The organism is Nocardia sp. NPDC059691 (genome assembly GCF_042733915.1).
In the GTDB taxonomy this organism is placed as follows: Bacteria; Actinomycetota; Actinomycetes; order Mycobacteriales; family Mycobacteriaceae; genus Nocardia; species Nocardia sichangensis.
In genome coordinates this window covers 185954-205312 of sequence record NZ_JBHWFB010000005.1, presented here as the reverse complement: position 1 = coordinate 205312, position 19359 = coordinate 185954, and the positions used below count along the sequence as shown (strand labels likewise).

The following is a 19359-nucleotide window of genomic DNA, read 5'->3' as shown; positions in this document are numbered from 1 at the left end:
AGCGTCCAGCGCTTTCGCGATCCTCGGCCGCGGGTGGGCCGAAGTAGGATCCGGCGCAACTACCGCAGTCAGGGGAGGGAAGAGTGCAGCACGGCGCGATGTCGAGACCGATCCGAACCGCCGGTGCCCTGGTGCTGGCCTGCGCCGTAGCCCTCGGGGGCGGCGCGTGCGGCGGCCCGGCGGCCGGAACGGACAAGTCCGCGCAGCCCGTCGATCTGGCGCAGCTCGACGTGGGCAATTACGCGACGACGCCGCGCGCGTACGGAACAGCGAAGAATCCCGAGCAGGCGCGCATGATCGAGGCGGAGCGGCTCGCGAACTTCCTCCCGCCGCCCTCGGACATCGACCCCGGGTTCGTCTTCCAGAATCCGTCCTTGTCCAAGGTGTTCATCGAGCCGAAGAACTCGCTCGGGCGGATCATGGACGTCTCCCGGTTCGCCGAGGCGGCGCCGGATTTCGTCGCGGGATTCTTCAGCAACGCGGGCAATGCGCCGGACAACCGGGGCACCGACCTGGTCAACGCCGTCATGATCTTTCCCGACGAGCAGAAGGCGGCGGCCGCGGCGGCGGCCCTGGAACGCGTCGACTTCGAGGCCAACAACCGCAACACGCCCGTCCAGATCGCGAAGTACCCAGCCGCGCACGCGCATTGGCAACCCACGGATCAGTCGATCGGATCATGGTTCGCCACGGGTAAATTCGTCGTCTACACCTGGGTCTACGACTATGCGAAGGTCTACCTGGAGAAAGTCGACCTCGCCGAACTGCTCGCCCTGGTCGAGAAGAGCCTGGACACCGTGGTCCCGGCGATCGGCCGGTTCACGCCCACGCCCGTCGACCAGCTGATGACATTGCCGGTCGATATCGACGGCATGCTGAACCGGGCGCTGCCGCGTCCCAGGGAAGACTCCTGGATCGATCCGCCCGGCGCGTACACCGAGCGTGGCGCGCTGCACTTCACCATCGATTCGGCCGACGACCGCCGGATCATCGAAGCGGCGGGAGTGGATCGGTACGCCGCCGACGGAACCCATCTGTTCCGCGCGCGCGACGCCGACTCGGCCGCACGACTACGCGAGGAACTCGGCGGACTCACGAAGAAATTCCGCGGAGCCGAGTCGCCGAAGGGCCTTCCCGCTGCCCAGTGCAAGGAGTACATCGGCAACGAGACGGTCGTCGTCCGGTTCTATTGTTCGGTGTCCTACGACCGCTACGCCGCGTTCGCCTGGTCGCATCAACTGCTCGACGCACAGCAACGCATCTCCGCCCAGTACGCATTGTTGGTGAATGCCGCATGACAGGATTCCGCACCGCCGCTGTCGCTCTCGCGTGCACGCTGGCCGCCACGATCGTCACCGGCTGTGGTTCGACGCTCGCGGGAACCGCGCGGCCGGGTGAGATCGATATTCGCGGTCTCGACACCGGCAACTACCCCACCGAGCCGCCGAACGCGCACGACGACGACTACCAACCGCTGTTCATCGACATGGGAAAGGTCGCCGCCATGCGGCTGGCCGATCACGTCGCCTCGGCCTACGACATCGATCCCAGGATGAAGTACAGCTGGACGCCGTCGAGTATCAGCAAGGGAACGCTGCCCGGTGAACTCGGTCGCCAGGAGGACATGCGACCGATCGCGGAACGCAACCGCATGATGTACGGGTTCCACACCAACGGATCGGATCAGAATGTCAGCCTGATCGCCTCCGGGTGGCCGACCAAGCCCCGGCCCAATTCCACCACGATCGGCACGATCGTCATGCAGTTTCCCGACCCGGACCGCGCCCGTCAGGCCGCGTACGAGTTCTACGACGCCGATCTCGGCGCCTACCGCGACCAGAACGAGCCGGTCACGCTGCCGCGGCAGCCGCAGGCGCGAGCGCACTGGCGCCCCGGCTCGCCCTTCCTGCGCGCGATGCTCGCGCACGGCTCCTACGTGGTGGCGTTCCTCGTCTCGGCCAACGCTCCCGACCGCGACGCCCTAGTCACTCTCGCGGAAAAGGCGTACGACGTTCAGCTTCCGCTGCTCGATCAGCTGGCTCCGCTGACCGAGGAGGAGATGCTGCGATTGCCCTGGGATCCCGATCATCTGCTGAGCCGCACCCTGAATCCGGCCGGGGTCCAATCGCCCAGCTACGACGATTCGCACGCCTTGTTCGGCCTGCGCGGCATCATGCAATACGCCGAAGACCTCGATTACGCGAAACAACGTTTCACGGCGATGGGGGCCGAGAAATTCGCCGTCTCCGGAGACACATTGGTGATCCGCACGCCGAACCAGGAAACGGCCCGGCGGATCGCCGCGGAACGTATCACCCCCACAGTGGTTGCGGGTCCGGCCGATCCCCCGCAGCACCTGCCCGATTCGGCGTGCGTGGAGAACCGGAGCGGACTTTTCGACGACAGGCGATTCACCTGCGTCGTCGCGTATAAGGAATACGTCGGATTCGTCGCGGCGAATCAACTGCTGGACGCGCAACAGCGCGCCGCCGCACAGTATTCCGTTTTCGCGAACAGCCGATAATGCGGCACTTTCGTCGCGAATTCGGTCGAGTATGCTGCGTGGCGAACGCCAGCGGCCCGCGTGGAGTCAGGAGATCGTGCACATGGCGATGAGCCCCGGGACCATTGTCGGCGGGTACCGCATCATGCGGGTGCTCGGCGCGGGCGGCATGGGCACGGTGTATCTGGCCAAGCATCCCAGCCTGCCCAGGACCGACGCGTTGAAGGTGCTCGGCGGCGAACTCAGCCGCGACTACGAGTTCCGTACCCGCTTCGAGCGTGAAGCCAATCTCGCCGCCGGACTGGATCATCCGAACATCGTCTCGGTATACAACCGCGGTGAAGAACACGGCCAGTTGTGGATCGCCATGCAATACGTGGACGGTACCGATGCCGCCGCCGAACTGGCTCGCGACCCGCATGCGATGAATCCGCTTCGCGCACTGCGTATCACGACCGAAGTCGGCAAAGGACTCGACTACGCGCACCGCAAGGGCTTGCTGCATCGCGATGTGAAACCGGCGAATTTCCTGCTGTCCGCACCTGCCGACGGCGAGGAAGAGCGCGTGCTGCTCACCGATTTCGGCGTGGCGAAAGCCAATGACGACACCACCGAACTCACGCAGACCGGTAGTTTCGTCGCGACCATCGCCTACGCCCCGCCCGAGCAGCTCACCGGCAGCCCGCTCGACCACCGCGCCGACGTCTACAGCCTCGCGTGCTCGTTCTTCAAATTGCTCACCGCGCGCAACCCTTACCCGGGAACCCAACCCGCGCTGGTGATGATGGGGCATCTTCACGAGCCCCCGCCGCTGGCCACCGCCGTCAACCCCGGCCTGCCGCCCGCCATCGACCACGTTTTCGCCCGCGCCATGGCGAAGAACCCGGCCGAAAGATTCGACAGCTGCCGCGAATTCACCGATGCGGCGGCGAGCGCCCTCATTCCCGGCTACAACCCCGTCGCCACCAACACCTCCCCGACCTATCCCATCCAGGTATTCGATCCGCGGCCGGGGACCGACCCCCGAGTGGCCGTCTCCGGTCAAGGGAGCGCCGCCGCACGACCCGCGCGCAAGAACTGGCTGCTCGCGGCGGCCGCGGGCGTGGTGGCCGTCGCACTCGCCGCGGGGATCGGCATTTGGGCCTCTAATCGCGAGGGGCAAGCACCCGATCCCGCCGTCGCCACGCCGAGCAGCACGGCAGCGCTGTCGCCGCTGGACCGGGCGCGAGCGGACAACCCGGTATTCCGGGGCAAGACGATCACGATGGTCGACGTGCCGCGCGGCTCGCAGGTCTCGATCTTCCTCGGCGGCACCCCGCAAACCGAGTTCCTGCAAAATCTCGGATTCGTCTACAACCTCAACTACCGGCGCGCGGGCGACGAGGCATCGCCTCGCGAACTGACCGGAACCAACCGGCTGGAAGTAGCGGCGGACGGCTACGTGCTGGCGGTGCGCAGCGACGAAAAGGCCGGCGGCGGTGGCCTGCTCGGTCTTCCGTACCAAGTGGCGGGCACCCGTGCCACGGTGATTCCGCTGGACGATCCCGCGGCCGTCGCCGCGGTCCGCGACTGGAGCGAGTCGTCCCAGCAGACGTTGCTCGACCGTCTGGTGCCGGTGCTGCGCAATCGCGTGAAGTGATTCGGTCGCGTCCGCTGAATCCAAGCCTTCGTTAGGTTTTCGGTTCGCGACCACCGGATTTCGTCATTCTGCTGGTAGCGGCGGACTTAGGCGTTCGGTAAGGTGTACCGCAGCCAGCCCACTCGCCGATCATTACAGCAGCGAGCAGGGGGAAGGAGGGGAGCCGAGCGCTGGCGTTACAAGTCATGCAGACCCGGATCGCATCGTGGTCTTCCGAGCAGGCCCGTGCGCGGCCGCCGAAATCTACGGACGAGCCGGGCTGAGGGGCGCAGGGCCTGATCCCGTGGGGCGATGCCGAACTTTCTCGAGTCGGATGGAACCGATCAGACCCGCACCGCGTCCAATCAGATGTACAGGCCAACTGAGGCTTCCGCCGTTGGCCGAGACGGGAACCGAAAGGAGCCGAAATGGCAGGACAGCTCGAAGCGAGCGAAGAGGCGATCTCGAAGTTTGTGGACAACTGCCGGCAGCGGCACCAGGATCTGCAAACCGCGATCACCGCACTGAACAGCAAGTCGGATCAGACCACCGCCACCTGGAGCGGTGCGGCTCGTCAGGCGTTCGACACGTTCATGGACAGCTACTTCGCCCAGGCGCGGAAGCTGAACGACCAGCTGGACCAGACGTCGGACAAGCTCGCCCACGCCGGACGGAAGTTCGCCGATCAGGACCAGCAGTTCGCCCAGCAGGTGGCCGCGCAGGCCTCCAGCCTGGACCTTCCCTGATCCGATAGCCGAACCACAGACAACAAGGAGCTCCCCATGGTAGCGAACGATCCCGGTCGGATTGCTTCGAACTTCGGCGAGGTCGAGGCGGGCGCCCAGGCCATCGTGTCCGAAGCGCGCAGCGTCATGACCATGCTCGAAGATTTCCACAAGCAGGTCACCGACTTCGTGACCAACTACTGGAAGGGTGACGCGAACGACGCGTTCGCCTCGCTGCAGGCCCAGTGGAACACGCAGGTCACCCAGCTGAACACCACGCTGGAAAGCGCGGGCAAGCTGGTCAGCAGTGGCAACTCGGACCTGCAGGGTACCGACACCGCGCTGGCGGGCCTCTTCTGAGATCCCGTCTCGGCTGATTCGAGCCCCCGGTACTTCGGTGCCGGGGGCTCGAATCATTCTGCGCCGCAGTAAAATCGGCTAGGTCTGCGTGCCCGCGCCCATCACGGCACGACGCGGACCGTATCCCCGAAATGCGAGCACGGGGCTTCCAATTGCCCCCATTCGTCTCCTGCGTACTGGCAACCGATACTCAGCTGAATTCCGAACTCCAACAGAACATGCCAGCGAACGGTTGATCCGTCTCCGGGATGTTCCAGGTAGGCCAAGCCGGAACGGCCACCGAACATCACATCCTGCTGCAAGTCGGTCAGCACCCCTGGCGGACGCTGCGCGATCTGCGCTTCCAGCTTCGCCGCGACTTGCGCGTAACTGGACGACGCCGTCAGCGGCGCCTGCATTACCGTAATCCGTTGCCGCGCAGCCTCGTCGGGTACCAGATCGACACGAGCGCGCCCCGTGTCAGGCGACTGGGCGATACGCCAGCCGGGAGGGACACGGAATCGGATTCGGCCGAAGGCCTCCGGTGCCGCCTCGGCCGGCGGGCCGACCGGCGGCGGTGCGGCGGTCCGCGACGCCGCTTCCGTGCTGGGCGCCGCTACCGTCTCTTCTCCGCGGCGACCGGACAAGACAACCGCACCGACGATCGTCAACGCGACGACCACCACGGCCGCGATCGCGGCGATCGCGATACGCGCGGCGCCATATCGAGGCTGTCGTGTCGCGGCACGCTCGCGAAGCGGTCGCATCCACTGTGTCTGCGCGGCGTGGACTTCGCGTGCCTCGGTCCGCCGCCCCCGGACGAGATCGGGACCGGCGACCGCACGCAGCTCGACATCGGCACCTATGGACTGCTGGACCGCCTCACGGAGCAAGTCCAGTTTTCTGGTATCGCTGAGAGCCGCCACTTGCACGAGGTCGATCGGGCCGCTGTCGAGCAACCGAGTGATCAGGTTGCACAGAGCGGCGAAGCCCGCGGATCCGCTCTCGATCTCGGCCAACGCGAGCGTCGGCTCGTGCTCACAGGATTCGATATGCACGCCGCGATGGCTTCGGATGACCGCCGACGCCGTGGTGGCCAGCGTGCCGAACTCCAGTACCAGCGTTCGCCGACTGTGGCTGGTGCCCTCGTCCGACCCGACCGAACGGACCGCGATGTCCTCGAACACGACATCCGAGGCCACGCGGCGCGCCGCCTGAGCGAGCACGCCACGACGGGCCGCGCCCCATTCGGTCGGGCAGACCAACGTCATCCGGGCACACGGAGTCTCGACACGAAGATGCTCGAGCACACTCGCGAAAACGGCGCTCATCGCGTCCACCACCGAGGGTGTGCGGGGTGGCAAAGCTATGGCATCGGCGGGCACGAATTGCACCACCGAACCGACGTGGGTAGGCGGGCTCAGCGATTGCCCCACGACGAGGTCGAAGCCGTTGCTGCCCAGGACCACCGACGGCGGCGCGTCACAGTGCGTGTCGGCGCCACGCGCCCAGATACGCGCCTCGGTGACGACGAGCTCGACCTCGGACATCAGGGCAACGGCATCCACGCCGTCTGGACCAGGCCCTCGACATTACGGGTGACGTAGGTGCCTCGGCCCGGCGGCATCGGGCTCGGTCGCTTGGTGCCCATCAGGACGCCCTCGTCCTTGCTGCAGCTCAGGATCAGGCCCGCCGAGCCCAGATCACGCATTCGAGCCAACGTCGCCTCGAACATCGCCCTGCTCGCACCACCCGAGCGCCGGGCGATGATCACGTGGAAGCCGAGGTCTCGGGCGTGTGGCAGATGTTCGAGCAGCGCTTGGACCGGGTTGCCCGCGGAGGTGGCGACCAGATCGTAATCGTCGATGATGACGTACAACTCCGGTCCGCTCCACCACGAACGATCCCGCAACTGCTGCGGCGTGACGTCCGAGCCCGGCGTGCGCTTGCCGACATACGCGGCCAGGTCGTTCATGTTCTGGGTGAACTGCGGCGCCGTGGAACCATAGCCCGCGAGATAGCCCTCCGGAACCAGTCCGAGCATGCCGCGGCGGTAGTCGCCGATGATGAAGCGAGCCTGATCGGGGGTGTTCGACGCGGCGATGCCCTCGATCAGCGAACGCAGCAGCGTCGTCTTTCCCGATTCGGTGTCGCCGATGATGATGAAGTGCGGGCTCTCCACGAAGTCGATGTAGACCGGCGCGAGCTCGGACTCGTTGATGCCGAACGGGATTCGCAGGCACTTCGCATTCGGGTCGACCTGGGCGGGCCAATCGCCCGCCAGATACAGCAGCTGCTCGCGCGGCAGCTGTTCGGGCAGCATGCGGACCTGCGGCGCGTGCCGGCCCGGCGTCAGCCTGGCGATGGCGGCGACCGCGTCCGCGACGGCCTGGGTGAGGTCGGTCGGGTCGGAGCTGCCGTCGATGCGGGGCAAGCCGGTCAGCATGTGCAGGCACTCCGGGGTCATACCGCGGCCCGGCCGCCCCTGGGGAACCAGTGAGGCGAACTTGCGGCCCAGATCGGAGTCCATCGGATCACCGAGGCGCAACTCGATCCTGGTGCCGATCTGATCCTTGAGCGCGGGCCGCGCCTCCGCCCAGCGGTTCAGCGCGATGACCACGTGCACACCGTAGGACAGACCCTGCACGGCGAGGTTCATGATGGTCTGCTCGAGCATCTCGAAGTCCTGGCGGATCGAGCTGAAACCGTCGATCACCAGGAAGACGTCGCCGAACGGATCCTCGTGCGCGCCCGCGGCGCCCGGGCTGGCGGCCGGGTCCATCGCGCGCAGCCTGCGGAAATCGGTCATCGATTCGATGCCGAGCTGGCGGAAGCGCGCCTCGCGCTGCCGGACGATGGTGGTCATCTCCGCGATGGTGCGGCGGACCTGGTCCTCGTCCAACCGGCTGGCCACCGAGCCGACGTGCGGCAGCCCTTGCAGGCTCGCCAGGGTGCCGCCACCGAAGTCGAGGCAGTAGAACTGCACCTGTTCGGCGGTGTGCGTCAACGACATCGCCATGATGAGTGTGCGCAGCGCCGTCGACTTGCCGGACTGCGGGCCACCGACGATGGCGACATTGCCGCGGGCGCCGGACAGGTCGATGACCATCGGGTCGCGACGCTGGTCGTAGGGTCGGTCGACGATGCCGATCGGCGCACGCAGCGTGGACACCGGGGAGTATTCGCCGGTGAGAACGGAGCGCGGGACGAGCTGGTCGAGCGTCGGCGCCTCGTCCAGCGGCGGCAGCCAGATCTCGTGCGCCGGGCGGCCGTGGCCGCGGATCCGGGCGACCAGCATGTTCAGGTTGGACAGCTGCTCGCCGTCCTCGTCCTGTTCCGGTTCCAGGCTCGGTTCGGGCGGCAGCGGAACGCGGTCCGCCGCCCGGAAGTCGACATGGGTAGCGGTGAACGCGCGTGCCCTGACATCGATTTCACCGGACTGCGTGGCGACGGTCATGTCGCGCTGCGAGCCACCGCCGACATACGCGCCGGAGACATAGGAAGCCTGGAAGCGCTGGATCTCTCCGGAGTCGGCCTTCAAGTAGCCGCCACCGGGATTGTTCGGCAGGTTGTAGGCGTCCGGCACACCGAGCACCTGACGAGATTCGTTGGCGGAGAACGTCTTCAGGCCGATCCGATAGGACAGGTGGGATTCCAGGCCCTTGAGCTTGCCTTCCTCCAGTCGCTGCGAGGCGAGCAGCAGATGCACGTGCAGCGAGCGGCCGAGGCGGCCGATCATCACGAACAACTCCGCGAAATCCGGGTGCTGAGTGAGCAGTTCGGAGAACTCGTCGAGCACCACGAACAGTGCGGGCAGCGGGTCCAGGTCGGCGCCCGCGGCCCTGGCCTTCTCGTACTCCAAGACGTTGGCGAAGTTGCCCGCCGCGCGCAGCACTTCCTGGCGGCGGTTCATCTCACCGGCCAGGGCGTCCTTCATGCGGTCGACGAGATCGGCCTCTTCCTCCAAGTTGGTGATGACGGCGGCGACGTGCGGAACGCCCTCCAAACCGAGGAACGTCGCGCCGCCTTTGAAGTCGACCAGCACCAGGTTCAGCTGGTCTGGCGAGTGCGTGGCCAGCAAGCTGAGCACGAGGGTGCGCAGGAACTCCGACTTACCGGAGCCGGTGGCGCCGATGCACAGGCCGTGCGGGCCCATGCCGTTCTCGGCGGCCTCCTTGATGTCCAGTTCCACCGGAAGGCCATCGGCGCCCACACCGAACGGGACGCGCAGGCGTTCCCTTCCGTAGCGCGGCCGCCACGCGTGCTCCGGGTTGAAAGTGCCGATGTCACCGAGGCCCATCAGCTGCGCCCACGTCGAGATCACGTCGGCGTCATCGGTTTCCACGTCGCTGCTGCGCTGCGTGGCGGCACGGTACGGGGCCAGCCTGCGCGCAACCTGCTGCGCCTGCTCGGGGCTGATCCGGTCGATCAGCGCGAACCGCTCCTGATTGCCGGTCGCGCCGCGGCCGACGCACTCGCCGTTCTCGACGATCATCTTGATGCCGCGCGATACCGCCAGGCGCGGCGCGTAGCCGCACAGGTCGATGATGGTGACGCCCTCGTAGCCGGATTCGCGCAACTGATCGTCCTCGGCCTCGAGCAGACCGCCGTCGACCACGATGACGATATGCACCATGTTCGCGTTGGCGGGCTGGTTGCGCGAATATCGGACCCGGTTGCCGAGCAACGGATGCAACCCCGCCATCGCCTCCCGGATCGAGCCGTAGAACATGCGCTGGGTACCGATGCCGTCCTGCGCGTCGGGGTGCTGGGTGTGCGGGAGCCACTTGGTCCACTCCCACTCCGGCGCGGTGTCCGGCCCGCAGACGACCGCGACGAGCACCTGGTCGGGAGCCTGGAACATGCACAGCTGCACCAGCATCGCGCGGGTCATGTCGCGCGCCTGGCCGCGGTCGCCGTCCAGCGCGATGGTGGCGAAGCCCTTGACCGCGATGGCGGTCGGCAGATCGGGCACGGTCGAATGAGCGCGCACGAAGCGGCGCAGCGAGACCGCGGCGATCGGCTCGAGCTCCTCGACCGGACCGGTCTCAGGAGCGACCAGTCTGGTGGCAAGGCGCTGGCCGCCGAGACCGATGCGCGCGTGGCAGAAGTCCTTGTCCCCCGCGCGGCGTTCCCACATGCGGCTGGTGCCCGCGAGCATCCAGACCAGTTCCGGCTCCGGGTGGCTCCATTCGACGGAAGCGCGCTGCTGAGCGGCGGTCTCGTCGACGTCCTTGCGCACTTGGTCGAGGTAGCGCAGATAGTCCTTGCGATCCTCGTTGGCCTCGGCGGCCTTCTGCCCCTTGCCCCCGCCCTGGCCCGCGAACATGCCGACCATCGAGAACACCATCATGAGCGGGAACATCATGCTCATCGGGTTGGAGGCGATGCCGCCGCCCTGGGTGAACATCAGGGCCATCATGCCGACCATGCCGATCACCATCACGGCGGGCATGAGCTTCAGGACGAGGTTTCCCGGTGTGACCCGGGGGATTTCGGGCGGGGGTTGCAGCGTGACCTCGCCGCCGGGCGTCCTTGGCATCTCGCGGCGCGCACGGCGCTGGAAGCGGACAGTGCTCATCGACGAGATTCCCCCTTCGGCCAGCTGTGATTCGGCCTCAGTGTAGAGGTCACAGCCGACATGTCGTACAGTTCGACCAGCATTCTGCTGCCCGGACCGAGGGTTCGCAAGCTCGCCCCCGGCCCGCCGAGTCGTGGAATCACGAGGTAGAAGACCGAGTTGGGGGAAGCTTGACGCACGCGCGACTTGACCACATCGACGAAGAATCCTCGCGCGGGATCGTCCGCGCCCCCGACCTCGCCCGGGTGACGATTCTGGCCAAGCACACTCAGGTCGACATGGCCATACCGGTCGACGTGCCGGTCGCGCTGGTGATTCCGAGCGTGGTCGACATGGTCGCCCAGCACAGCCGCTCCAACGACTTCGACAACGAGGGCGAGCGTTACGAGCCCGCGGAGTGGGTGCTCGCCCGGATCGGCCATCCGCCGTTCTCCAACTCGCTCAGCCTCGGCGAGCACGGCGTCCGCGACGGCGAACTGCTGATGCTGGAGAGCGCTTCGCACACCGCGCCGACACCGCTGTTCGACGACATCATGTACAACGTCGCGATCGCCGACGCCGACCATTACCGCAGCTGGACCCCTCGGGTCGCGCGGATCACCGGCTCGGTGCTCGCGGCGCTCACCATGATCGTCGGCTGTCTCGGGCTGCTGCTGTCCCCCGGCTCGCTGCCGATCGGGGTCGGCGGTTCGATCGCGCTGGTGGTCGCGATCCTGCTCGTCGTCACCGCGATGGTGCTGAGCAGGATGTACGGCGACAACGGCACCGCGCTTGTGCTCGGCGGCTGCGCGCTGCCCGCGGCGTTCAGCGCGGGAATGCTCTACGTGCCGGACGATTACGGCTGGGCGCACATCCTGCTCGGATCGGTCCTGGCCGGGGCGACGGCGATTCTGGCGTGGCGGGTCACCGGCGTCGGGCTCGCGTTGTTCATCGGCGGGGCCGCGCTCGCCACCTACGCGGTGCCCGCGGCGCTGGTCGGCCTGCTCACCGACCAGCCGGAGCGGGCGATCGGCGCCGGCGCGGCGGCGCTCGGGCTCGGCGGCCTGTCCCTGGCCCCGCGAGTCTCCATGCTGCTGGCGAAATTGCCACTGCCACCGGTGCCTTCGCCGGGCACACCCATCGATCCGACCGAGGACGACCCGGACGATCACCGCGCGCTGCCGACCATGGAGGTGCTGCGGGTGAAGTCGGAACGCGCCCGCATGTACCTCGCGGGCCTGGTGGCGGCGACCACGCTGGTCACCGTCGTCGGCGCGCTCGGCGCCACCGACCCGGCCTCCGCCGACCCGTACTGGCCGGGCATAGCGCTCGCCCTGGTCTGCGCCGTGGTGCTGATGTTCCGCAGCCGCACCTACGCGGGCGCGGAACAGGCCGTCGTGCTCATCTCCGGCGGCGCGGGCATCGTGCTGATCATGTTGGTCGGCGCGGGTTTCGCGATGCACCAGCCGCTGGCCGTGTTCGGCGCGGCGATGGTGGTCCTGATCGCGGCGCTGATCCTCGGCATCATCATCCCGAACCAGTCGGCCACCCCACCGATGCGTCGCGGCGTCGAACTGCTCGAGTACACATTCGTCGCCACGGTCCTGCCATTGGTCTTCTGGGTGGCGGACCTCTACGCACTCGTTCGCGGGCTGTGAGCTCGGAGCGATGAGTTCGAAACAGCGGGTCGACAGTTGTTTCCGAGCGGTTCGGTTGAGCACGGCGGTCTGCGTGCTGGCGCTCAGCGTCTCCGTCGGGCTCGGAGCAACCATGGGAATCCCTCCTGCGCAAGCGGAGAAGCCCACCGTGAGCCCGAACACGGCACCGCCACCGGGCGAGCCGGCCGCTCCGCCGGACAAGACCGAGCGGGCGTCCAATACTCCGTGCGTCAGTACCGGTTCGGGAGGCAACGGACCCTCGACGCCGGACGCACAACGCTCCCTCGACTTGCAGCACGCCTGGCGATTCTCCAAGGGCGCAGGTCAACTCGTGGCAGTCATCGACACCGGTGTCGCACGCCATCCGCGCCTGCCGGGGTTGATCGCGGGCGGCGACTATGTGAGCAATAGCGACGGAACCGAGGATTGCGATGCGCATGGGACGTTGGTCGCGGGGCTGATCGCCGCGACAGAGGTCGACGGTCAGGGCTTCTCCGGGGTAGCCCCGCAGGCTCGAATACTTACCATCCGCCAGACCAGCAAGCTGTACCAGAAGGAAGGAGCAAATCGGGACAAAGGGCCCGATGCGCTACCCCAGGGATACGGCACCACTCGCACCATGGCGTCGGCGATCCGTCGCGCGGCGGACATGGGAGCTACCGTCATCAATATCTCCGAGGTCGCGTGCAGGCCGACTTCTGCGCCTTTCGAAGATACCGAGCTGGGTGCCGCGGTCCGGTACGCCGCGATCGAGAAGGACGTGGTCGTGGTGGTCGCAGCAGGCAACCTCGATGAGAGTACAGACTGCAAGGGCACCAATCCGGTGATCGACCCGCTCGACCCAGCGGCCGACCCATGGAGCAAGGTGAACCTGAACGTATCACCGGCCCGCTATGACGATTATGTGCTCTCTGTCGGTTCCATCAACGGAAACGGCCAGCCATCTACGTTCACCGTGCCCGGGCCATGGCTCGGCGTGGCGGCTCCCGGCGAGAACATCACTTCCCTCGATCCACTCTTCAATGACCCGAACAGCAAAGGAACCGCGGTCCAACTCGGCAGCGTCCAACAAGCGGGAAAGCTCGGGCCGATTCAAGGCACCAGTTTCGCCACCCCGCTGGTTTCAGGGGTAGCCGCCCTCGTGCGAGCCCGTTTCCCGGAGCTGAGCGCCCTGGAGGTCATCAAGCGCATCGAGGCCACCGCCCATGCCCCGGCGGAGGGGTGGAACCCTTACATCGGCTACGGTGCCGTCGATCCGATCGCCGCCCTGACCGCCGAAGTGCCGAAAACGCTGCCGCCCAAGCGGCCCTCGGCAGCCTCGAGGGTGCAATTGCAGGTTCCGGCACCGGCCCCACCACCCGACAATCGGGCGCGAAACGTAGCGCTGATCGGCAGCGGCAGCGTCGCGATACTACTGGTGTTGGGCATGCTCGCCTCGTTCCCGATCCGCCGCAGATTCGGCGTCCGCGAGGACCAGTGAGAAAGACTCGATAACCGCACGACGAAACAATTGCGGCCCGTCGAACGACGGGCCGCAATTATCAGTTCTCCACCATGCTTCAACGATCTCGAAAACGAGATGACGCCGCGGAGTTACTGACCGCGCGCGGGCTCCAGTTTGTAGTACCCGTAGCCGTCTTCGACGCAGACCGCTTCCTTGCCGTACATCCGCCGGAAACTGTCCTTGCCGGTGGTCATGCATTCCTTGTAGGTCATGCCGTGTTTGGTACGCATCGGTTCAGCGGTTGCGGCAGTCGACGCGGCGACGGTGCCGACCACGAATGCGGCAGTGATAGCGATCGCCAGTTTGTATGCGACGTGTTTCATTCCAGTGAATCCCTCCCTTTCTGCGGCGAGACTCCCTCTCGCCGGATCGGAGAGTACCGGAAGCGACATCAATAGCAAACTCAGGCGCGCCCGAACTCAATTCGCATTTTTGACAAGCTCTTTCGCCGGGTTGGCGTCCGGCGCGACGCCGTCGTGGGCCACCATCGCGTCTTGACGGCTGAGAGTCGGCCCGGAGGCAAGCAGGCCGACGATGGGCCATGGCGCCGGTTCGGGTTGCCGCACGCCGGAATCCGAACTCATGCCGAGCGCTTTGACCGCCTCCGCATCCTTGATGCCGTAGCGGACGCCGGTATCGGCGACGTAGAACATGCTGTCCTTGCGCTGACTGTCCGGCTCGATGCCGGTGCCCTGGACGAAGGCGCCGGAACCTGGCTTGAAGTAGACCGAGTCCACGTTGGGACCGTCACCGTCGGCTTGGGCCAGCGGCACCAGGCGAGCATCCTCCCGCATCGGCAGACTCACGCCGGTGATCAGCGAAAGCTCGGCATGATTGCCACCACCGCCCTCCGCGGCAGCGATCGGCTTCCACGACAGACAGCTGACCGGCCGATCCTTGATCTGCACGAGCGCGGGCGCGGTGGCCGGATAGTCCTTCACCGGCAGCGTCGTCGATATGGGCGAATAGGTCTTCTCGTACGGGACGATCGTCGGATTGCGGCCCGCCGCCGGGTCGGAGTTGAGAATGATATTGGCGGTCAGCTGCGAGATTTCCTGCCTGCCATCGTGCAGCACCACGAAATACTGCTTCGTCGCGGCATCTTGCACCACCTCGCCGATCCGATGATCACCGATGGTGTATGTCGGCTGCGCGCCTCGATCGTCGATGTGCGGCACTTCGATTCGCTGCACCTCGGGTATCGCATTGAGCAAGCCTTCGCTGATCGGCCGCGGTGCCACATTGCGAATGCCCAGCGCCTCGGTCACCGCGTTGTTGTTCATGTCGACGCGGGCGCGCTTGTTGTCGTAAACGAGGTAGGTGGCGTCCTTGCCCTTGACGAGCAGAGCGTTACCCGACTCCATTGCGGAAGCCTTGGCGCCGAGTTCCAGGTCCCCGATGAGCACCGAAGTGGTTGCCTTGTTGGTGCCGTCGAGCTGCAGGGTGTCGCACACCGTCCACGCGCGCCCCTTCCCCTCCTTGTCGAAGGGCAGCGAGCCGGGAGCGCCCGGGATGCCGATCAATTGGCCGCGCGGCTTCTTCCCGAGTTCGGAATCCTTTACGGTGGCCGGCTTGGCGGCTTCGCCCGCGGCCAGGCGGGCGGAGGCGAGGTTGAGGGCCGGGTGCACCACGTCGTCGATTCGCACGTAGACCGCGCCGGAGTCCTTGCCGATCAGGATCTTGGCGTCACCGATCTTGTCCTGCGGGCGCAGCAACGCGAGCACGCCGCATCCGGCCAGTGCGACACACGCCAGGATCAGACCGGCCGCGTACGCGCGGGACTGGGAACGCATGGGGTCGTGCAGCATTCGCACATCCCTGCGCACCAAGGCGTGCTCCATCCGCCGGACCAGAAAGCGGTAACCGCTGACCTGCCAGCGAGTGGTGGGTTTCGAAGCCATTATTCCTCCCCCGAACAGTGCTCGCGTTCGCCGAACACAGTACAGTTCCCGGGGACTGTTGTTCAGCTCGGCCGCGGCGAACCGGCCGATATCGGGTACTTGGGGGACGACGATGGCGGAACCGGCCGGTGCGGGACCACGACCGCTTTTCGGGCGCGTCTCGATGCGGAACCTGCTGATCGCCCAGATCATCGGGCTGATCGCCGCGGTCGTCGCACTGTTCGCCGGTTTGCCGGGGCTTCCCACGCTCGGCGTGGCGGTGGTCGTCGCGCTTATTCCGCTGATTCCGGTCGCCGGACGCACTGTGCTGGACTGGAGCGCGACCTGGTGGCGCTATCTCACGCACCGGGACTACGAACTCGGCGACACCGTCGATTTCCGCGGCACCGATGGTCGCTCGCTCGGCCTGTACTGGGACGGCAGCCGCGTGGTGACGGTGGTGGAGGTACTGCCTCCCCCCGGCGGGCTGACCAGGATCGCCCGCACCACGGTGCACGCCTCGCACCTGCTTCCGCTGGCGGAGCTGGCGAAATGCTTGAACCAGCACGACATCCTGCTCAGCGGCATCGACATCATCAGCCACGGGCATCGCAGCCGTTCCGGCACGCCCGCGGGCAAGATCTACGAATCGCTGCTGGGCCCGCTGCCCGCCACCGCGCACCGCACGGTGTGGCTGGCGATCGGTTTCGACGCGGTGGCCTGCCCGGAGGCCACCGACCGGCGCGGCGGCGGAGCCGAAGGCGCGTCGCGTGCGGTCACCATCGCCACCCAGCGCATCATGCGCACGCTCGAGGATGCCGACTGCAACGCGCGCATCCTCACCGCGCCCGAGATCCGCAAGGCGGTCCTGCAGATCACCGGCGGCTACGATCCGCGCACGCTCGAACACGGCTGGCGCTACGCGGAAATCGGCAACAGCGTGAACATCGGCAGCGCCTTGGATCCCAAGCGACTCGAATCGGACCTGCTCGCCCAGCTCTGGGTGGCCCCATCACGCGGCACGACGGTGGCGGTTCGGCTGCGCCCCGGCAGTTCCGCCGACTCGGTGAGCATCGGCGCCGCCTGGCGGCTGACCGCACGGGAACTGCCCGAACGCTCCGAGCTGCCGGGCATGATCTCGATGAACGGACGCCACCGCGACGGGCTGCTGGCCCACCTGCCGCTCGCGGTTCCCGGCGTGGACGACACCATTCCGATGATCGAGCACCTGATCGACATCGTCGACGATCTGCACCTGCCCTCCTCCGGCTGCGGCCAGCTGATCGGTTCCGATGACGAAGGCAACGGCGTGGCGGCTCGCATCGTCGGCGCGGGCATCTCCACGGTGTATGTCGCCGGCGAGCTGTACCTGGCGCAACAGCTGGTTTTCCGGGCGCTCGCGGTCGGCGAACGGATCCTCATCCGCACCGACCGAGCACGGGCCTGGGAGAACCTGGTCACCACCATCGGCAATCCGGAGCGCCTGACCATCGCGATCGAAACCCACCAGTCCGACGCGGGATTCACCGCCACGGTGGTGGACGGGGTGCTCGCGCCTGCCCCGCACGCGGGCGTCACCACCATCTACGTCACGGGCGATCCGATGGGCTGGCCCGCCGCCCGCCCCGACCTCGCCATCCACCAGCCCGGCGCGATCGGCAACCACGTGGTGCTGCGCACCGGCACGGCACAGGTCGACCTGACGCTGGTGTCCATCCCGAGCGAGGCGACCTACATCGGTCAGCCGCGCGGCCGACGCGCAATGCAACCGCAGTAAGCGAGCGCGATAGCGCTAACCGGGGTACGGATCGGTCGTACGCGCTGCTCGCAAAGTACGTGCCCACCAGGCCAATTGACGCAACATTCGTTCCGCGGCGTCGATGGCGGCCCCGTCGCGGGTGTCGCCTGTCTCGTCGAACCGCTTCTTGGCCTGGTGGAAACTGACCGTCTCGCGAACCGACACCATATGGATCTCGGCGACCACTTGCCGCAACTGCTCCACCGCACGCAAGCCACCGGAAAGGCCGCCGTAGGAGACGAAAGCGATGGGCTTCGCGCGCCACTCGTGCTTCGCGGTGTCGAACGCCGTCTTCAGTGACGCCGGATAACCGTGGTTGTACTCCGAAGTGACGACGACGAACGCGTCCGCGTCCCGCAATCGCGTGCGATAGGCCGCGGTCTCCTCGTTGTCGGTGAGTTCGACCGGCAACGGCGTATGCGCGAGATCGATCACGCCGACGTCGAATTCGGGACGAGCGCGCACGGTACGTAGAAACCAGTCCGCGACCACCGGCGCGAACCGCTCCGGACGCACACTGGCCACGATGACCTCGAGCCGCAACGGGGTATCCACCGCGCGAGCCTAACTCGGGCCCCGCCGGCCGCCGCGTACCGGCGCGCTCCAGAGCATCTCCCGCCGTTGACGAGTGCCGGATACCAGGCTGGACGATGCGACGCTCTATCCGACCGTCGAGCAGGTGACCGGCTGGTCTCCGCGCACCTTCGAGCAATGGGCGACCGCCCACGCGGAAGCATTCGCGCCGCACCGAGCCGCATCCGGCGATCCGGGTGCCTGATTCAGTCGGTGACCGCGAACTCGGCCAGACCCTGCGCCGGCGCCACCGAGGCGGTGAAATCCAATACCCGTCTCGCCTTATCCGGGTCCGCGGCGAGATGCCGGACGTCGCCGATGCGGTATCGGCCGGTTACCACCGGCGCGGGGCCACTGCGGGCGCGCGACATGATCGAGGCCACTTCCCACACCGTGATCGGCTGCCCCGAGGCGATGTTCAGCGCGACGAAACCGGGCAGCGCACGCTCGACCGCCGCGACGGTGGCCGCGACCGCGTCGCGCACGTGCACGAAATCCCGGATCTGTCCGCCGTCTTCGAACACCTGCGGCGCGCGGCCCTGTGCCAGCTCGGCGTGCAACCACCCCACCAGCCCGGCCCGCGCTCCCGCGCCGTACACGTTGTGCATTCGCAGGGCGGTCACCGCACCACCGGTCGCCAATCCCCAGGCGAGCGCGTAATTCTCTTGCGCGACTTTGCTCGCCGCATAGGAACCGCGCGGACGCAGCGGCGCGTCCTCGCCGACCGGCTCCCACGTCAAGATCTCGCCGGTGTGCGGAGCGCGGTGATCGAACATGCCTCGGTCGAGGTCGGCCCTGCGACGCAGGTTGGGGAAGAACGGGCCGCTCCGCACGCCGCGATAGCGGCCTTCGCCGTAGACCGCGACGGACGAGGCGAGCACCAAGCGGCCGACTCGCGCCCGCTCCATGGCACCGAGCAGCACGGCGGTCCCGACATCGTTGTGCGAGGCGAAGTCGGCGGCCCGCGCGCCCGCGGTGACACCCGCGAAGTGGCAGACCACGTCCACTCCGTCCAAGAGCGGTGCGAGCCCTTCGGCGTCGCGCACGTCCACCCGCTCGATCCCTTCCGGTGCTCGTGCGTCCGGCCCGTGGTCGCGTAGCAGGTCCACCCCGGTCACCTGGTGTCCCGCGGCGAGCAGCGCACGGCGCAGGTGCCCGCCGAGGAACCCGGCCGCTCCGGTGACCAGCACCCGCATCGGAC

Annotated in this window: 15 protein-coding genes; 9 read left to right on the top strand and 6 right to left on the bottom strand. The window is 67.2% G+C overall.

The features are described from left to right. Positions 1-98: 98 nt before the first annotated feature. The 5 genes from ACFV2O_RS13515 to ACFV2O_RS13495 all read left to right on the top strand — a co-directional run bounded on the left by ACFV2O_RS13515 (position 99) and on the right by ACFV2O_RS13495 (position 5206). On the top strand, positions 99-1298 hold the full coding sequence (locus ACFV2O_RS13515; RefSeq protein WP_379252021.1) for a hypothetical protein: 1200 nt from the start codon (positions 99-101) through the stop codon (positions 1296-1298). Beyond that, positions 1295-2524, top strand: a complete 1230-nt coding sequence (locus ACFV2O_RS13510) for a hypothetical protein (protein WP_379252020.1) — start codon at positions 1295-1297, stop codon at positions 2522-2524. The genes ACFV2O_RS13515 and ACFV2O_RS13510 overlap by 4 nt, the downstream gene beginning before the upstream one ends. Before the next feature lie 82 nt (positions 2525-2606). Next, entirely contained in the window at positions 2607-4142 is a 1536-nt protein-coding gene (locus ACFV2O_RS13505) for a serine/threonine-protein kinase (RefSeq protein WP_379252019.1), read from the top strand. A gap of 407 nt (positions 4143-4549) precedes the next feature. Beyond that, positions 4550-4867, top strand: a complete 318-nt coding sequence (locus ACFV2O_RS13500; RefSeq protein WP_039795679.1) for a WXG100 family type VII secretion target — start codon at positions 4550-4552, stop codon at positions 4865-4867. Positions 4868-4903: 36 nt separating this feature from the next. After that, positions 4904-5206, top strand: coding sequence for a WXG100 family type VII secretion target (locus tag ACFV2O_RS13495; protein ID WP_355076245.1), 303 nt, complete (start codon positions 4904-4906; stop codon positions 5204-5206). Positions 5207-5307: 101 nt separating this feature from the next. On the opposite strand, the gene ACFV2O_RS13490 is transcribed toward ACFV2O_RS13495, so the two are convergent. Both ACFV2O_RS13490 and eccCa read right to left on the bottom strand, forming a co-directional pair. Continuing rightward, positions 5308-6735 (bottom strand): type VII secretion-associated protein, encoded by a 1428-nt coding sequence (locus tag ACFV2O_RS13490; RefSeq protein WP_379252018.1) that lies wholly within the window; start codon positions 6733-6735, stop codon positions 5308-5310. Continuing rightward, entirely contained in the window at positions 6735-10766 is a 4032-nt protein-coding gene (gene eccCa / locus ACFV2O_RS13485) for a type VII secretion protein EccCa (protein WP_355076241.1), read from the bottom strand. Before eccCa ends, ACFV2O_RS13490 begins: the two co-directional genes overlap by 1 nt. Positions 10767-10936: 170 nt before the next feature. Between eccCa and eccD the strand changes: the two genes are divergently transcribed. Further along, entirely contained in the window at positions 10937-12403 is a 1467-nt protein-coding gene (gene eccD / locus ACFV2O_RS13480; RefSeq protein WP_379252017.1) for a type VII secretion integral membrane protein EccD, read from the top strand. A gap of 112 nt (positions 12404-12515) precedes the next feature. Then, the gene (gene mycP, locus ACFV2O_RS13475; protein ID WP_379252177.1) at positions 12516-13883 is read left to right on the top strand and encodes a type VII secretion-associated serine protease mycosin; all 1368 of its coding nucleotides are present in this window, start codon (positions 12516-12518) and stop codon (positions 13881-13883) included. A gap of 113 nt (positions 13884-13996) precedes the next feature. Here mycP and ACFV2O_RS13470 read toward each other — a convergent pair whose 3' ends face one another. Both ACFV2O_RS13470 and eccB read right to left on the bottom strand, forming a co-directional pair. Continuing rightward, the gene (locus ACFV2O_RS13470; protein ID WP_379252016.1) at positions 13997-14230 is read right to left on the bottom strand and encodes a hypothetical protein; all 234 of its coding nucleotides are present in this window, start codon (positions 14228-14230) and stop codon (positions 13997-13999) included. Between the two features lie 96 nt (positions 14231-14326). Continuing rightward, positions 14327-15808 (bottom strand): type VII secretion protein EccB, encoded by a 1482-nt coding sequence (gene eccB, locus ACFV2O_RS13465; RefSeq protein WP_379252015.1) that lies wholly within the window; start codon positions 15806-15808, stop codon positions 14327-14329. A gap of 112 nt (positions 15809-15920) precedes the next feature. On the opposite strand from eccB, the gene eccE reads away from it, so the two are divergent. After that, a complete protein-coding gene (gene eccE / locus ACFV2O_RS13460; RefSeq protein WP_379252014.1) occupies positions 15921-17564 on the top strand; it encodes a type VII secretion protein EccE in 1644 nt (547 codons plus the stop codon). Between the two features lie 15 nt (positions 17565-17579). Here the strand turns inward: eccE and ACFV2O_RS13455 are convergent, their stop codons facing one another. Next, positions 17580-18140, bottom strand: coding sequence for an NADPH-dependent FMN reductase (locus ACFV2O_RS13455; RefSeq protein ID WP_379252013.1), 561 nt, complete (start codon positions 18138-18140; stop codon positions 17580-17582). Positions 18141-18213: 73 nt separating this feature from the next. On the opposite strand from ACFV2O_RS13455, the gene ACFV2O_RS13450 reads away from it, so the two are divergent. Beyond that, positions 18214-18363, top strand: a complete 150-nt coding sequence (locus ACFV2O_RS13450) for a hypothetical protein (protein WP_379252012.1) — start codon at positions 18214-18216, stop codon at positions 18361-18363. 1 nt (position 18364) lies between these two features. Here the strand turns inward: ACFV2O_RS13450 and ACFV2O_RS13445 are convergent, their stop codons facing one another. Beyond that, positions 18365-19354 carry an NAD-dependent epimerase/dehydratase family protein gene (locus ACFV2O_RS13445; RefSeq protein ID WP_379252011.1) on the bottom strand — a complete coding sequence of 330 codons (990 nt, stop codon included), beginning with the start codon at positions 19352-19354 and terminating at the stop codon, positions 18365-18367. Between the last annotated feature and the right edge of the window lie 5 nt (positions 19355-19359).

Excerpts from the sequence above, each read along its gene's own strand:
- ACFV2O_RS13515 (WP_379252021.1), top strand. The coding sequence starts at position 99 with ATGTCGAGACCGATCCGAACCGCCGGTGCCCTGGTGCTGGCCTGCGCC.
- ACFV2O_RS13510 (WP_379252020.1), top strand. The coding sequence starts at position 1,295 with ATGACAGGATTCCGCACCGCCGCTGTCGCTCTCGCGTGCACGCTGGCC.
- ACFV2O_RS13505 (WP_379252019.1), top strand. The coding sequence starts at position 2,607 with ATGGCGATGAGCCCCGGGACCATTGTCGGCGGGTACCGCATCATGCGG.
- ACFV2O_RS13500 (WP_039795679.1), top strand. The coding sequence starts at position 4,550 with ATGGCAGGACAGCTCGAAGCGAGCGAAGAGGCGATCTCGAAGTTTGTG.
- ACFV2O_RS13495 (WP_355076245.1), top strand. The coding sequence starts at position 4,904 with ATGGTAGCGAACGATCCCGGTCGGATTGCTTCGAACTTCGGCGAGGTC.
- ACFV2O_RS13490 (WP_379252018.1), bottom strand. The coding sequence starts at position 6,735 with ATGTCCGAGGTCGAGCTCGTCGTCACCGAGGCGCGTATCTGGGCGCGT.
- eccCa (WP_355076241.1), bottom strand. The coding sequence starts at position 10,766 with ATGAGCACTGTCCGCTTCCAGCGCCGTGCGCGCCGCGAGATGCCAAGG.
- mycP (WP_379252177.1), top strand. The coding sequence starts at position 12,516 with ATGGGAATCCCTCCTGCGCAAGCGGAGAAGCCCACCGTGAGCCCGAAC.
- ACFV2O_RS13470 (WP_379252016.1), bottom strand. The coding sequence starts at position 14,230 with ATGAAACACGTCGCATACAAACTGGCGATCGCTATCACTGCCGCATTC.
- eccB (WP_379252015.1), bottom strand. The coding sequence starts at position 15,808 with ATGGCTTCGAAACCCACCACTCGCTGGCAGGTCAGCGGTTACCGCTTT.
- eccE (WP_379252014.1), top strand. The coding sequence starts at position 15,921 with ATGGCGGAACCGGCCGGTGCGGGACCACGACCGCTTTTCGGGCGCGTC.
- ACFV2O_RS13445 (WP_379252011.1), bottom strand. The coding sequence starts at position 19,354 with ATGCGGGTGCTGGTCACCGGAGCGGCCGGGTTCCTCGGCGGGCACCTG.